15 protein-coding genes and 1 pseudogene are annotated in these 14,237 nt (G+C 38.1%); 14 read left to right on the plus strand and 2 right to left on the minus strand.

Annotation, left to right across the window (positions count from 1 at the left end):
• Positions 1-474: a heme-degrading domain-containing protein gene (locus M3225_RS10665; protein WP_251393243.1), complete on the plus strand. Its 474-nt coding sequence runs from the start codon at positions 1-3 to the stop codon at positions 472-474.
• A 36-nt stretch (positions 475-510) separates the two neighbouring features.
• Here the strand turns inward: M3225_RS10665 and M3225_RS10670 are convergent, their stop codons facing one another.
• Both M3225_RS10670 and M3225_RS10675 read right to left on the minus strand, forming a co-directional pair.
• Positions 511-1,770, minus strand: a complete 1,260-nt coding sequence (locus M3225_RS10670; RefSeq protein ID WP_251393244.1) for an erythromycin esterase family protein — start codon at positions 1,768-1,770, stop codon at positions 511-513.
• A gap of 86 nt (positions 1,771-1,856) precedes the next feature.
• A complete protein-coding gene (locus M3225_RS10675) occupies positions 1,857-2,015 on the minus strand; it encodes a hypothetical protein (protein WP_251393245.1) in 159 nt (52 codons plus the stop codon).
• 171 nt (positions 2,016-2,186) lie between these two features.
• Between M3225_RS10675 and M3225_RS10680 the strand changes: the two genes are divergently transcribed.
• From M3225_RS10680 to M3225_RS10740, 13 genes and pseudogenes are all read left to right on the plus strand, one after another.
• On the plus strand, positions 2,187-2,948 hold the full coding sequence (locus M3225_RS10680) for an exodeoxyribonuclease III (protein ID WP_251393246.1): 762 nt from the start codon (positions 2,187-2,189) through the stop codon (positions 2,946-2,948).
• A 117-nt stretch (positions 2,949-3,065) separates the two neighbouring features.
• On the plus strand, positions 3,066-3,503 hold the full coding sequence (locus tag M3225_RS10685) for a MarR family winged helix-turn-helix transcriptional regulator (protein WP_251393247.1): 438 nt from the start codon (positions 3,066-3,068) through the stop codon (positions 3,501-3,503).
• Positions 3,504-3,696: 193 nt separating this feature from the next.
• On the plus strand, positions 3,697-5,352 hold the full coding sequence (locus M3225_RS10690; protein ID WP_251393248.1) for an MFS transporter: 1,656 nt from the start codon (positions 3,697-3,699) through the stop codon (positions 5,350-5,352).
• 29 nt (positions 5,353-5,381) lie between these two features.
• Positions 5,382-6,014: an efflux RND transporter periplasmic adaptor subunit gene (locus M3225_RS10695; RefSeq protein ID WP_251393249.1), complete on the plus strand. Its 633-nt coding sequence runs from the start codon at positions 5,382-5,384 to the stop codon at positions 6,012-6,014.
• Between the two features lie 153 nt (positions 6,015-6,167).
• A complete protein-coding gene (locus M3225_RS10700) occupies positions 6,168-7,562 on the plus strand; it encodes an MATE family efflux transporter (RefSeq protein ID WP_251393250.1) in 1,395 nt (464 codons plus the stop codon).
• 337 nt (positions 7,563-7,899) lie between these two features.
• Positions 7,900-8,331 (plus strand): YwqH-like family protein, encoded by a 432-nt coding sequence (locus tag M3225_RS10705; protein WP_251393251.1) that lies wholly within the window; start codon positions 7,900-7,902, stop codon positions 8,329-8,331.
• Positions 8,328-8,585, plus strand: coding sequence for a YwqI/YxiC family protein (locus tag M3225_RS10710; protein WP_251393252.1), 258 nt, complete (start codon positions 8,328-8,330; stop codon positions 8,583-8,585). Before M3225_RS10705 ends, M3225_RS10710 begins: the two co-directional genes overlap by 4 nt.
• Before the next feature lie 12 nt (positions 8,586-8,597).
• On the plus strand, positions 8,598-10,538 hold the full coding sequence (locus tag M3225_RS10715) for a ribonuclease YeeF family protein (RefSeq protein WP_251393253.1): 1,941 nt from the start codon (positions 8,598-8,600) through the stop codon (positions 10,536-10,538).
• Positions 10,539-11,141, plus strand: a complete 603-nt coding sequence (locus M3225_RS10720) for an immunity protein Imm33 domain-containing protein (protein ID WP_251393254.1) — start codon at positions 10,539-10,541, stop codon at positions 11,139-11,141.
• Between the two features lie 560 nt (positions 11,142-11,701).
• Positions 11,702-12,157 carry an immunity protein YezG family protein gene (locus tag M3225_RS10725; RefSeq protein ID WP_251393255.1) on the plus strand — a complete coding sequence of 152 codons (456 nt, stop codon included), beginning with the start codon at positions 11,702-11,704 and terminating at the stop codon, positions 12,155-12,157.
• 303 nt (positions 12,158-12,460) lie between these two features.
• Positions 12,461-12,948 (plus strand): annotated as a pseudogene (locus tag M3225_RS10730) (immunity protein YezG family protein).
• A 108-nt stretch (positions 12,949-13,056) separates the two neighbouring features.
• The gene (locus tag M3225_RS10735; protein ID WP_251393256.1) at positions 13,057-13,566 is read left to right on the plus strand and encodes an ankyrin repeat domain-containing protein; all 510 of its coding nucleotides are present in this window, start codon (positions 13,057-13,059) and stop codon (positions 13,564-13,566) included.
• A 163-nt stretch (positions 13,567-13,729) separates the two neighbouring features.
• Positions 13,730-14,224 (plus strand): hypothetical protein, encoded by a 495-nt coding sequence (locus M3225_RS10740; protein WP_251393257.1) that lies wholly within the window; start codon positions 13,730-13,732, stop codon positions 14,222-14,224.
• Positions 14,225-14,237: the final 13 nt, after the last annotated feature.

Below are 14,237 nucleotides of genomic sequence, written 5' to 3' on the forward strand. Positions count from 1 at the left end.
GTGAGTAATCATTCGGTAGAGACACTGCTTGAAAAAGTAGTTCAGCAAGAAAAAGAACTGATATTTCATCAGTTTACAAATGACCAAGCCTTGCAGATAGGAACAGCTATTATTAATGAAGCAAAAAGTAAGGGGAAGGCAGTTACCATAAATATTAAACGAAATGGTCAAACCTTATTTCACCATGCAATGGAAGGGGCAATTCCCGATCATGAAGAATGGATTAAACGAAAATCAAACACCGTTCTTCGCCACCATCACAGCTCGTATTATATGAAATTGTACTGCGAGTTAAAAAATCGTTCCTACGCTCAGTTTTATGCAGCTAACCCTCAGGAATTTGAAGCGGTGGGCGGTTCATTTCCGATTTCGGTTAAAAACGTTGGGGTAATTGGAAGCATCACCGTATCAGGCATGTCGCAAGAAGAAGACCACGCACTTGTGACGGAGACGATTCGGAGCTTTTTACAATAAAAACAAGCGGACTTCTTTAGAAGTCCGCTTATTTGATTAAAAGGCGAGTGGCGATAAAGAATGTGTTTCTTCTACATAAATAAAAGCATCATATCGTTTTGACAAGCGAGAAGGAACATAATTTCCGTATTGTTCAATCTCTGGGTCATATACAACACCAATGGCGCGATGGCCTATGGTTGAATTAAAAAATGGTTGATTTGCTTCCGTGAACATGAGGTATTGATCAAAAGCACCTGCTCGGTGAATGGTATCTTCCCAGCTTCCTTTTATAGCTGGAGGAACAGTTAATTCCTGGTGTGGATTACCCCAGCTATCAGAAGCAATGACCGTGCCGTGATGAGTTCCAAATCCGACGGCATAAACATGCTGCTGTCCGTATTCTTCACGGGTAAGCTGACCTACATTCACCATGCCGCTGCTTTTCATGTCCGTTGCTCTTGCATCTCCGATGTGAGTGTTATGCTCCCATACAATTCCTTTAGCACTACCCTTGTAGTAAGATTGAATATATTTTAAAGCCTCTACCATATGACGATCGCGAATATTCCACGATTCATTGTCATTGGTAATCATCGTATGATAATAAGCTTCAGCATTGCTCGCTACCAGCGCATTTACCTGCATACTAAGCGCAGCCTCAGGCTCATGAGTATAGATGTCTTTCTTTTGCTGAATGGTTTGTAAAAGCTCCAGGATTTCTACCATGCAGTTTTTTCCGTAAAGAGCAGAAGAAATTCCGTACATCTGTGCTTCACGGTGAAAAGGTTCAAAGCATTCAAATGCTTTTTTTGCTTTCTGTGCATCAGAAGAGTGGTTGTTTTCTAAGTACTCAATAATAGCTTCCATCGATTCCCACAGGCTGTATACATCTAAGCCGTAAAAACCTACTTTTGGCTGATGTGCCGGCAGGTTGTGGTTATAAACACGAAGCCATTCAATTAATTCTTTTATTTCTTGATTGGCCCACATCCACGAAGGCCAGCGGTTAAAAGATTTTAAGACATCTTCGGTATTTGCGTATTGATTTGTATAGCCTTTAATATAGCGGTTGACTTCAAAACATGAAGGCCAGTCTCCTTCTACTGCTATAAAGGAAAAGCCGTGATGCTGAATTAATTCTTTCGTAATAGCTGCTCGAATGTTATAAAATTCAGATGTGCCGTGCGATGCTTCGCCGAGAAGAACGTATTGAGCGTGGCTTGCTTTGTTAATAAGCGGCAGTAAGTCATCGACATTAGCAAAGGGCATGGAATGTTCTTTAATGGCTTCTATCATTTGATTGGTTTTTAGCATATGATCACCTTGTTTTTAAGAAATGGATAGCAAGAGCTCGATGTAACAAGTCTTGCTACCAGTTAACGGGTTCTTATTTCTATGGATTACCTGCTGAAATGTTTAATGGCAGAATCATTTAAAGAAAAATCTTCTTTAGTGAGCGCCGTTTGATCTTGTGTTTCACATTGTTTAGTAGGGTGTTCTTCTTTTTTAGAAACAGCAGAAACTTCTTCGGTATTGTTATATCGATTGTTTGTTGACATTGCTTTTCACCTCTTATATCTAGTGTTTGTGGTACGGAAAATAAAATAAGAAGAAATATCAGGAATACCTTGAAAAGAAAAGTATATGCTTTGAATTATTTGAACTCATATAAAAAATTGTCTACACTAAAAACTGATACATAAATTAAGCGAGGAGAACGTGGAGAGTTTATGAAGTTGATTTCGTGGAACGTAAATGGCATTCGCGCGTGTGTGCGAAAAGGATTTTTAGATTATTTTCAAGAAGTGAATGCGGATGTATTCTGTATTCAGGAGACGAAGCTGCAGGAAGGACAAATTGATTTGCAGCTAGAAGGTTACTATCAGTACTGGAATTACGCCGTGAAAAAAGGCTATTCCGGAACGGCTGTTTTTACAAAGCAGAAGCCTTTATCCGTTTCATACGGTGTTGATAAAGAATCGGAAGATGAAGGGCGTATTATCACACTCGAGTTTGACCAATGCTATGTAGTAAATGTGTATACGCCAAATTCTAAAAGAGATTTAGCGAGGCTTGAAGAAAGGCTTCAATGGGAAGATGATTTGCTCGTGTACTTAAAAAAATTAAATAGCCGTAAAGCAGTGATTTTATGCGGAGACTTAAACGTAGCACATGCAGAAATTGATTTGCGCAATCCTAAGCCAAACCGAGGAAATTCCGGTTTTACAGTAGAAGAGCGAGGGAAAATGACGACGCTTCTTACTAGCGGATTTCTCGATACATTTCGTTATTTATACCCGCATCAAGAAGGAGCATATACATGGTGGTCGTATATGAACAAAGTGAGAGAACGAAATATCGGATGGCGCATTGATTATTTTATCGTATCAGAGAGGATCAAAGACGTTATTCAAGAAGCTGCTATTCATCCGCATGTAATGGGAAGCGACCACTGTCCTGTGATGCTACAATTAAATGTACCCTATCTATGATTTCTATCTATACAATAGAAGAAAAGCGGAAAAAAGGTTGGTTCACGCGAACGGTTGCGGTATAGTAAATATATCAAAAATTACAGAATGTTCTATGAGATAAAGGGGGAGACAGAGGTGAAGCGAGACTCGCTGCAAACCATTGAGCACGAAATTGCGCTGCTTGTTCGTCTGACAACGACGCACAGTCCCAAGCTTGGAAGCTTGGACCGTTCTGAATATTTACTTTTAAGCGAGCTAGATCAGCGCAGTCCGCTCGGGATTAATGCATTAGCTGAAAATTTAAAACTAAGCTTATCTACAGCTAGCCGGCAAGTATCTGCGCTTGAGGCTAAACAGTTTGTTCGCCGCTTTCCGAGTCCAGAAAATGGTCGGATCAGTTTAATTGAAATGACGGATTCAGGGAAAGATATTTTGCAGCATGTACAAAACAAGCGTAAACAAGCCTATGCTGAAGTATTAGAAGATTGGTCGGAAGAAGAGATTTTAGCACTGGAAAAAAGCTTATCCCGCTTGAATCACAACTTTAAAAAATGGCGCAGTAATGGATGTTAAAGCGAATACATATAAATGAACAAAAAGGCTATTGAAAAATAGTCTTTTTAAGTTGAAACAAAGAAGTTGATTTCTTCTTTAAAAGATGTATAATATGTAGTGCTGCCATAACTTGCATTATACAACTTGTACAATAAAATATGTAAGGAATTGTTAGTCATATGAAAAGAATTTAATAAAAGGAGGAATAAATATGAGTCAGAATAATCCAGCAGTAGCCTCCGACAAACAAGGTTTAAGCGTACCTAAATACTTAATTATGGCGATTTTAACGCTATTTTCGATTGGCCCTCAGTATTTTTTGAATTTATCTTACACGGTCAATCAAGTATTGATTCAAAATCGATTTGATGCGAGTACACAAAGCTTACTATTGCCATCTATTATTTCTAACTTGGCATTTGGACTCGGGGTACCTATTGGTCCGATGCTCACGAAAAAATATGGCGTGCGTAAAGCATACTTAACGTTCGTTTTAGTCTTTTTAGCAGGTTCGATTATCAACGTTTTTTCCGAAAACGTTGCGTTTTTATCCCTTGGTCGTCTGATTCAAGGCTTAAGTTCAGGAATGCTGTTTTTAACCATTATTCCAGCTGCGCTGATCTCGTTTCCGAATAAAATCCGAAACTTCTTTTTAGTGTTAGCGATCGGCGGACTGTTCGGTTCAACGGCGATTGGAGCCTTTTTAGGTGCTGTATCTCTTAGCATGGATAATTGGCGCTGGGTTTTTGTTTTAGGAATAATAGCTTCTCTTGTCTGTCTGTTTATCGGGTATAAGGTATTGCCTGCTCACGATCCGAGTCAGCAAGAAGAGCGTCCAGTTGATAAAAAAAGTATCTTTATTCTTAGTCTTATTATGATTTTATTGGTTTATCCACTTTATGAACTAAGATACGAAGGATTTGCTTCTATTCAAGTGTGGCCGTTCTTATTAGCTGCAGCAGGGTTAGTTGTGATTTTTGTCTTAGTTGATTTAGCAGCTGAAAATCCGTTAGTACCATTAAAATCGCTGCTAGCCGTAAAACCAGTTGCAGGTACAATTATGGCAATTGGGGGTCATATGGCATATATTCTAGCAATCGCAGGCATTAATGGCGTGATGCAAAATGTTCAAAATGCATCGTACACCACACTTTCTTATTTTTATTTGTACTTTTTTATTGGGGTACTGATTTCAGCAGTTGCTACGACATTCTTGTATGACAAATTTGGCCCCGGTTACCTTGGAGCAATTGGATCACTTCTAATTGTTATTGTAGGATTTAGCTGGGTGAACGTATCAGCCGATACATCAATAATGAGCTTGTATGTTCACATTATGCTCTTTGGTATGGGTGTTAGTATGGCACTAGTATCAGGTGCGCTAGGAACGGCACTAGCCGGAGATTTACATCAAGCTTCTATGCGTTCGATTTCCCTGCACTCCATTCGAAATTTATTAGGAGCAATTATAGCACCTGTGATAGGATGGTTTGTTGTTCGACAAAACGCGATTTGTTACGAAGACCTTCGAGGTCAAATTAGCTCAGTAGATCCTCAAGTGAAACTGCAGCTGTCTGAAATGATCAAACGCTATATGGGTATGGGAATGAGCCAAGCGGACGCAAAATCATCAGCTGTGAAGGCTGTTGTAGCAAGCGCTAAAAAAGCGTCGATTTTACATGCGTATCACAACTTATTTTTCATGCTTGGTATTTTAGGAGTGATTATGCTCATTGCTTCACTAAGTAAAGCGTGGAGCGGTAAAAATAGAATTCTTGTTCAAAAAGAAGAGGTTCAAGAAAAAGCTGAGCCGCAAGAAGAAAGAAAAATGCTGCCGGCACCTCAAACAGAAGAAACGTCTGTATAATATACTAACTATAGAAAGAAGGAATTCCGATGAGTAAAAGTCGTTTATTGGTTACTAACATTGTTGGAATCATTGTGATTTTATTACTAGTAGGTTTTGGTGGATATTATTTCTACGAAAAAGCAAATTACGTTAAAACGGATGAAGCGCAGGTAGAAGCACCGCTTTCACAAGTCATTGCTTCAGCTAACGGTCAGTTAACCGAATGGAATGTAAAAGAAGGAGATAGCGTTTCTCAAGGCGATTCTGTTGGAAGCTTAAAAGAAGGCGACAAATCAACAGACGTGATGTCTATGATCGACGGAACAATCATTAAAAACAATGCTTCTCAAAATCAATTAGTAAAAGCTGGCGATGTATTAGCACAAACAGCTGATTTATCTAAAATCTATATTACTGCAAATATTAAAGAGACAGACCTAGGTGACTTAGAAGAAGGAGACAGCGTAGATATTACAGTGGACGGAGATTCAGGCAAAGTCTTTAAAGGTCATGTTGAAGCAATCGGACGCGCAACAAATTCAGTGTCTTCTATGCTTCCAGCTCAAAATACAGGAAATTACACAAAAGTAACGCAAAAAGTACCTGTTAAAATTTCAATTGATGATGCATCAGATAAAGTTCTTCCAGGTATGAATGCAGAAGTGAAAATTTCAATTTAATAACGGAAAAAAGCTGCTTCCTTCGAGGAAGCGGCTTTTTTTATGCCTAAACAAATAAAATAAAAAATGTGCTAAAAAGGGGATGTATACAAAAGAAATGTGTGGTAAGATACTTCTTGTTTGAAATTGGATATCGGTAAAGAAGGTGATGGGATGACCGCGGTCGAAACAAAAAAAGGGCCAAAAGAAAAGCTGAATTTGTTTTTCTTAACGTGGCCGATCTTTTTAGAAGTGTTTCTTTTTATGTTAATGGGAATTGCTGATACCTTTATGCTAAGTGCGCTGTCAGATGATGCCGTATCAGGAGTCGGAGCAGCCAATCAATACCTTCACATTGCGATTTTGGTGTTAGAGGTCATTGGTAACGGGGCGGCAATTGTTGTATCTCAGTATTTAGGATCAAAGCGTTATATGGAAGCGTCAAAGATTTCTGCTTTGGCCGTTACGTTAAATTTAGGAGTCGGGCTAGTCATTAGCGCGGGTTTTCTTTTGTTTTCAAGACATATGATGGAAGCCATGAACCTGCAAGGCGACGTACTGATGTATGCACAGAGCTATTTATCTATCGTCGGAGGAGCTATTTTTCTTCAAGCGATTATTAATTCTCTTGCAGCGATTATTCGCGTGCACGGCTTTACCAAGCAGGCGATGTTTGTATCACTTGGAATGAACATTTTTCATATTGCAGGAAACTACGCTTTAATCTTCGGGAAGTTCGGCTTTCCAGAAATGGGCGTGCAAGGAGCAGCTATTTCATCTGCGTTCAGCCGATTTGTTGCGCTGATTGTATTTTTCTGGCTGCTGTATCAAGTAATGGAATACAGAGTGAAATTTCAGTACTACATTACGCTTTCAAAAGAATATATCGGTAAAATTTTAAAAATCGGTATTCCGTCAGCTTTTGAACAAGTGATGTATCAAGGCTGTCAAATTGTCTTTTTATACTATGCAACGTACCTAGGAGCAGAATCACTGGCTGCTAGACAGTACGCAATGAATATTTCTATGTTCATTTACTTATTTGCAATTGCGATTGGGATGGGAACAGCGATTATTGTCGGCCGCTTAGTAGGCGGAAATGAAAAAGATGAAGCGTACGAGCGCGTATGGAAAAGCGTCAAATGGGCTAGTGGCGTAACGATGATGATGGTTATTCTTGTGATGACATTTAGAACACAGCTTATCAGCGTGTTCACAGACAATCCACATATCATTGAGCTTGGCGCAACGGTTCTGCTGTTGAGCATCGTGCTTGAAACGGGAAGAACGATGAACATTGTGCTGATTAACTCGCTGCGGGCAGCGGGGGATGCCAAATATCCGGTGTTAATTGGTGCAATGTCGATGGTCATGATGAGCTTGCCGCTTGGTTATTTCTTTGTTTTTCATTTAGACATGGGGCTTGCCGGCATTTGGCTTGCAATTGCAGCCGATGAATGGACGCGCGCGGTTATTATGTTTTTCCGCTGGAGAAGCCGAGCGTGGGAAAACTACGGGCTTGTGCAGCATGAACCAGCAGCTGAAGAACCAACGCCGGTTCAAGTATAAAACAAAACCTCTGCAGGATGTGCAGAGGTTTTTTGCTGTGTAAAAAAGCGAAGTGTAGATTGGTCTTTTTACGCGAAAAGCTTTAATTTATGGCAGAAAACGGGTATGGGTACAAAGGAATGGTTTTATTCTACTCATTCTCTCTTTTGGATAACGGAATATGGGTGGATAACGTATTTAGACATGAGTCTTTTTTCTCTTATTTTTCATTTTTATCCTAATTCATGAAACTAGAATCATAAAAAAGAGAGTTTTTTCCTATTTAGCTATAATGAGACAAATTTTATACTTATAATTATTGGATTAAACTCGAAATGTGCGGAACAGGAGGGACGATATGGGTTTAGGAAGCGTATTAGACGGATTGCTGAGCGAAGTATCTGGAAAAGTTTCAGATGTAGAAGGGAAAATTTCTAAGCTAAAAACGGCCAAAAGTAAAATTGAAGCTGAACAGAATGCTTCATTAACTGAAATCGAACAAATCAAAAAGCCTGAGCTAGGAGAAAAGTGGACGGGTACGTTATCGGATGATTTTGAAGAAAAACGTACGGCAGCCTACGACAATATAAAAGGCATTTTAGATGGTGATTACGATGGATATATTCGTCAAATCGATATAAAGATTGGAATGCTAGAAGCTGAAAAAGGATTTTTAAGCGGCTTTAACGCCGCTATTGGAGAAGCTGATTCCCTATTAGCTAAAGGTGAAGAAGCCTACGACGCAGTAGAAAGCAAGATTAGTGAAATTAGAAGGGGGCTGTTCTCATGACGATTAAGCTTGATCACGCTGACGTTATCAAAAAGCTTGAAGCAGTCAGCACAGCGATTGGAAATTTATCCATCAGCAAAATGCCTGACCTCGGAAAAAACAGTCTTGATACCACAAGTAAATGGGAAGCGCGTGAAGAAGAAATTCAAACGCTTGTTTCTACTTATATAAAAGCGCTAAACAAAAACGTAAAAGATACAAAATCAAATGTGGATTTGTTAAAAGAACAAGACGAATCCATTATCCATTCGTAGCAGTAAAGGGGGATGACTGTGGGAAAGGTATACGATGCAAAAGCGCTGTTTGACGTAGCAAAAGACAGGGAAAATGCCTACGATGAGTTACTCAGCCAGCTGGGCGAACTGAAAAAAGCGCTGCAGGGCGTAGCGGACTTAGACGGCAGCCTAGAAGGAAAAGGCGCTGACAATATAAAATCTTTTTACAAGCAGCACGCCGATACGGCCGGACAGTGGGAAAACTTAATTAAAATGCAAAAAAGCTATTTTTCAGCACTTCACGTCAAAGCTGAAAAAGCAAAGCTAGCCGGAAGCACGGTTGTGAATGAATCGTTTTTAGAAACAGAGTTAAAAAATGCCAACAGCAACGCTAAAGAAATGGTTGCTCAGCAGCACGAAGATCTGCAGAGTATTTTAAACGGCATCGACGATATTGTCTCTATTTCAGCGTTTTCAACGAGTGAGTTTAACGATAAAATAGAAGAAGCAGAGAAAAAACGCACCGATACAATTGAAGCGGTGAATCAGCTTGATGCTGAATGGTCAAAAGAATACAGCGAAATGGACGATTTCTATACGGTAGTGAATACGCTAGTAAGCGGCTTAGAGCTTGCTACGAGTCAAGGAGGAAGCGCCTATCAGCTTGCCTTTAACGAAAAAGCGTATCACGACAGCGAGCTGTATAAAGTTCAAACAAAGCTAAACGACTATGCGACTTCGTATGTTGACTACAATAAGCAGCAAGAAGAAGTATACGAACTGGAAAAGAAGCAAGAAGAAGAAGCAAATAAGCCGTGGTATGAAAAAACGTGGGATGCGGTTTCTACCTTTACAGGAGAGGTCAGCGGATATTATGATTATAAACGAGCAGCAGAAGGCGTGGACCCTGTTACGGGTGAAAAGCTTTCCACCTCACAGCGCGTTGCAGCAGGAGCCATGGCAGCAGCCGGATTCATTCCGGTCGTCGGCTGGGTAGGAAGAGCCGCAAAAGGCGGAAAAGCAATCTACAAAACGGCTAAAGGCCTAAGCGCAGCGGATCATGCCCTAGACGCCTACAAATCCGCCAAATCCTTCAAAGTCCTGCAGCAAACCGAAAAAGGCCTCTACGGTCTTGTGGCTGCAAACGGCCTAGGAGAATACATGACCGGACGCGACATGTTCGGGAACAAGATTAGTGAAGAGCAGCGTAAAGCAAGTCTTCTGCAAGCGTTAGGGATTGCTGGGGCAGGGGCATTGTCTACGAAGGTAGCGGGGAAAACAGTGAAAGCAGGGGCTAATGCCGTGGCAAATGGAGCGAAGAAACTTAGTGATATGCGGAATGTACTTAGCAAACAAGCGGCTCAGCGCATTATGCCGCCGCTGCAAAGCGCTCAGAAAGCTTATCGTTCTTCTTCGAATTATGTCAAAAAGAAAATTAGTCAAGCCGGAGATATTAAGCTGGCTCCTAAGAAGGTCCGAGTAGTAGAAGAACCGCTGACTGGAACGCGTATGCCAGTGGTAGATGAGTGGATTACTGGAAAAGATGTTGGGCGGATGTTTTCGGTACGAAGTGGAAACAGTGGAGCGAGTAATGGAATATCTAAAAAAGATTATAAAGCATTAAGAAAGAAGACACCCAATAACCAAATAAGAAAAAAGGTAAATCCAGAAGGTCCTAAAATTGACCCTGTTTATGGGTATGAAGTTCAAAAACTGGAAGCTGATCATATTGTTTCCATGAAAGAAATAACGCAGTTTGAAGGGTTTAACCAACTAACTAAGGAAGCGCAGATAGAAGTTTTAAATTTAGAAGAAAACTTTGTTGGGCTTGGTAAATCTACTAATGCTTCTAAAGGAGCTCATAATTGGAGTGAATGGAGGGGACATTCTAAGTTAGGAGATGTGCCAGAAGAAGTAAGACAACAAATGTTAAAGTTAGAAGCTCAAGCGAGAGAGGCTTTAAAAAAAGCTATAGAAGAGAGGTTAGAATAATTGAAAAAATTCATTAAAAATATAAGTGGTAAAGTATTTGTAATTCAAGCTGAAAATGAATTGGAAATGCAGGTTGAGAACCTTTTTAGTATCTTTGAAACTATAGAAACCGAAAAATGGGTTGAAGGTTTTTCTATACAAATAGGGTGGTCAAGGTTTATTGTTTCTATAAAAGGTGAAGAGTATCATATTCTTTCACCAGATTATTCAAAGAATCCATTTGAGGACGATACAGAAGATCTAACGCTTGCTCTATGGATACAGTTGGAGCAAGTTCACTTTTTACGGAAGCTAAATATTAATAATGGTGAAACAGTCAGGTTTAGTGATAAGGTGGTTGTGGCCAAAAATGTATTAGAAGTAGATAGTATTTACTTACAAAGAAGCAGTGAGTGTGAACAAGGAGATTCAGGTTGGTATATAGGAGCTGTAAACGAAGAAGATGATACAGAAGAACTAGAAGCTTTTTATGCATACCAATTATTAAAGATTCGCCCCTCTCTTATTCAAGTTTTGGCTTTACCTTATGAATATATGGCAGTTTTTGAAAAGGACGAAGTACAGGCAGTATTAAATGAAAATGATGAAGATGTTTTTAATTGAATAAATTTTATAAAAATTCGCAGACGAATAAATTTACTGCGAATTTTTTGTTTGCTAATAATAAAATATTTATTTTTACAAGGATTAGAGCTAGAAAGAGCCGAGAGACCAAGCTGGAGATTGAACCCAAGAGAATTAGTCCGTTAGGTAGAACTCAATTAAAGTTGGTTAAGAGTACAGTTTCATGTAAGATAAGTCATAAATTTAAAGGTGTCGATGGAAAATATAAAAGAGAGGTAAAAGAATGATTAACTAATGAGATTAATTTGGTAATGAAAAATTTGCAAGGGTAAGTGTGAGTACCGATTGCATTTTCTCTGCAAATGGTGCTTTTATTAAACGCATTTGCGCATTTCATCATTTATTTTATAAGAGTTATGACTTATAAAATAGAACAGCGCCAAAACAGCTTATTCCAATCGCTAGTCATTGTAGGCTCACTATCATAACGCTACGCAACCAAGATGGGTCATTCCATGGTGACAAAAGGAACGGAAAGATTTTTTAGGTAAGGTTAACTGGAATTCTTGAGAGTTTATCCAAGGAGTGAAAAAAGCAATATGAAAGAATTTGAAGATAAGTTTAGTAAATTACAAGCCGATATGATATCTATATGTATGGAGTACGTTGAAGATAGAGCAGATAAAGTGTATGTTTATGCTTCACGTGAAGAAGGAATTATTTCAGGCAGTTTCTTTTATTGTATCAATAATAAGTATGTAGAATGTCATAAAGTGAATGATGCATTGGAGAATGAAGACGAAAGATATGATGTGTCTCAAAAAAGAATGCTTATGGTGTTGCGTATAATATGTGAAGATATCGAAAAAATTGAAGACTTATGTAAAGAATATGAAAGAGATATGCCAACGGAGATGAAGTTAATCTATGATGTTAAGAGTGGCAATTTTAAAGCGGAATACAAGTATGATTTCGTATATACGCATGATGATATTAAAACAGCCGATCATATTGCTGATGAGTGGTTTGAAGAAGTGAAAAATAATAAGCTTTAATTCAGTACTAATATTGGTATGTAAGTTTAATAGAATTCAGTTTGGTTTGAACTAATAAATCATCATATTTACCTTACACTTCCTAGTTTATTTATGCTTTGCGAGCAGACATGTAATGTTCTTATTGCTAAAATCAAATATACACTAACGGATAAAAAGATTAATTGGAGATAAAGTATTTGTGAAAATTAAGCCAATTTTCGTAAAGGCTTCATTAAACCCAGATTCATTTAAAGTAGTTTATGCAACTGAAGGTGAAAAGACATTCAAGAAAATCATTGAAAATAGAGCGGGTGGGTAACTATGAAAAAGGAAATAAACACATTATGTAGAGAAATAGCTGAAACAGTTAATGAAATGATATCAGAAGAATGGGAAAAGTTTTATTTTTATGCTCAGCTATCAGAAGCTGGGGGAGGAACTTATTTTTTTATAATACACCTCAGAATACACAAAGCTTTAAGTATAGTTTGAAAATCCCGTTTGAGTATAATGTTGATAAACAAGAATTTAAGAGATGTAAAAGAAAGCTGTTTGAATTGAGCAATCAATTAAGAAATATTTTTGAAAATAATCATCATGAGCTTTGGTATTCATTTACAATGTCTCTAGAAAGTAGCAGGAAATTTGAATTGCATTATGATTATACAAATTGGTTTGATACAGAGTATAGTTTTAGTGACCAAATGATGATTTGGAAACATAAATATCTAGATGAAGTACCAAGTGAAGAAAATGACAAAGCATTAATTGAGAAGTATTATAGTGAATTTTCAAATGATCCTATTTAAGTAGAAGAAGGTTACTGACGTCAAGAGAATTTGATATGGATAATATCGTTGACGTTCTTGAAGAGTTAGGTAGCTTAGCGATTAGAAGATAATGAAGGAGATTGTATGGTGGATCAAAAAAATATTAATAAATCGATAAGAAAAGCCATTAAAGATGGCGATATCAATATAGTGAAAAAACTAATAGGTGATAATTTAGAGGCTTTAAATACCATGACTGTATTTGGTACTTGGTTACATGTAGCGGTTAAAAAGGGGAACCTTCAAATCGTTCAGTATTTAGTTGAAAAAGGAATTGACGTTAATGCTAAAGGTGGGACATTTGATGCTTCTGCGTTAAATTTAGCAGCAGGATCCGGTAATTTAGAAATAGTAAAGTATTTAATCCAATCTGGAGCAAAGCTAGATGTAAGCTTGGCAAAAAGAAATCCATTATTTGCAGCGATTTACGGTGGCCATAAAGAAGTAGTTGAACATCTAGTTGATCAAGGTATAGATATTTCCGTTCAATATACCGGGGAGAATATTAAGGATATGGATGCGTACCAATATGCTAGGGAATTTGGACAAATAGAAATTGCTGAATATTTAAAGTGGAAGTTGAATGGAAAAGTATAAAAGAGAGTATTTAAAGAATTATATTTATGCAAGTGAAATTACATAAACATGTTATTGATAGATATCCAAGAAATTTCTTTAAGCTACAGAATGAGTAAGTTTATTATCCAATTAATCTCATACAAGAGGTCACAAAGCTAATAAAAGCAAGGAGGTCAATCCCATGCTAGAACCTATATACGCTGAAAACGTGATTGTCGGAGTTATACATAAAAAGCAGTTTCAATGGTATGTGACAGATCGAGAGCTATGGTATTTAGATTATGTAAAGTTTGCGCAAGCTTTTGAAAGTGAAGGTGATTTAGCGGTTGATGAATACATTGAACCTGAACGGGAAGGAATTGAGATTCTTAGTAGTGAAAATGCTGAACGTTTTTTAAAACGTATAGAGTCTCAAAAAGCAGATGCGTCAACTCTTTTAAATCTGTTTGAAGATAAAATAGAAAGCGGAGATGAAGAAGGTGCATTAGATTTTAGCCCTTCATTTTTGGTGGATTTTGATCAAAAGACGTTCTATTCCATGTTTCCTGAGCCGGCTTCATTTGAGGAATATGTTCCAAGTGGCTGGAAAGGAACGTACGAAGACTTTACACCTTTGATTCCAAAAACAGAAAAGTATTGGGTGAATAAGGACGGAGAAAGTTTATTTGAGCTGTGAAGGTAGAAAGAAG

This window comes from Priestia aryabhattai (assembly GCF_023715685.1).
Taxonomy (GTDB): domain Bacteria; phylum Bacillota; class Bacilli; order Bacillales; family Bacillaceae_H; genus Priestia; species Priestia aryabhattai_B.

What these genes read in the sequence shown, in the direction of transcription:
- M3225_RS10670 (WP_251393244.1), bottom strand. Translation starts at nt 1,770, where the DNA reads ATGCTAAAAACCAATCAAATGATAGAAGCCATTAAAGAACATTCCATG.
- M3225_RS10675 (WP_251393245.1), bottom strand. Translation starts at nt 2,015, where the DNA reads ATGTCAACAAACAATCGATATAACAATACCGAAGAAGTTTCTGCTGTT.
- M3225_RS10680 (WP_251393246.1), top strand. Translation starts at nt 2,187, where the DNA reads ATGAAGTTGATTTCGTGGAACGTAAATGGCATTCGCGCGTGTGTGCGA.
- M3225_RS10690 (WP_251393248.1), top strand. Translation starts at nt 3,697, where the DNA reads ATGAGTCAGAATAATCCAGCAGTAGCCTCCGACAAACAAGGTTTAAGC.
- M3225_RS10695 (WP_251393249.1), top strand. Translation starts at nt 5,382, where the DNA reads ATGAGTAAAAGTCGTTTATTGGTTACTAACATTGTTGGAATCATTGTG.
- M3225_RS10700 (WP_251393250.1), top strand. Translation starts at nt 6,168, where the DNA reads ATGACCGCGGTCGAAACAAAAAAAGGGCCAAAAGAAAAGCTGAATTTG.
- M3225_RS10705 (WP_251393251.1), top strand. Translation starts at nt 7,900, where the DNA reads ATGGGTTTAGGAAGCGTATTAGACGGATTGCTGAGCGAAGTATCTGGA.
- M3225_RS10710 (WP_251393252.1), top strand. Translation starts at nt 8,328, where the DNA reads ATGACGATTAAGCTTGATCACGCTGACGTTATCAAAAAGCTTGAAGCA.
- M3225_RS10715 (WP_251393253.1), top strand. Translation starts at nt 8,598, where the DNA reads ATGACTGTGGGAAAGGTATACGATGCAAAAGCGCTGTTTGACGTAGCA.
- M3225_RS10725 (WP_251393255.1), top strand. Translation starts at nt 11,702, where the DNA reads ATGAAAGAATTTGAAGATAAGTTTAGTAAATTACAAGCCGATATGATA.
- M3225_RS10740 (WP_251393257.1), top strand. Translation starts at nt 13,730, where the DNA reads ATGCTAGAACCTATATACGCTGAAAACGTGATTGTCGGAGTTATACAT.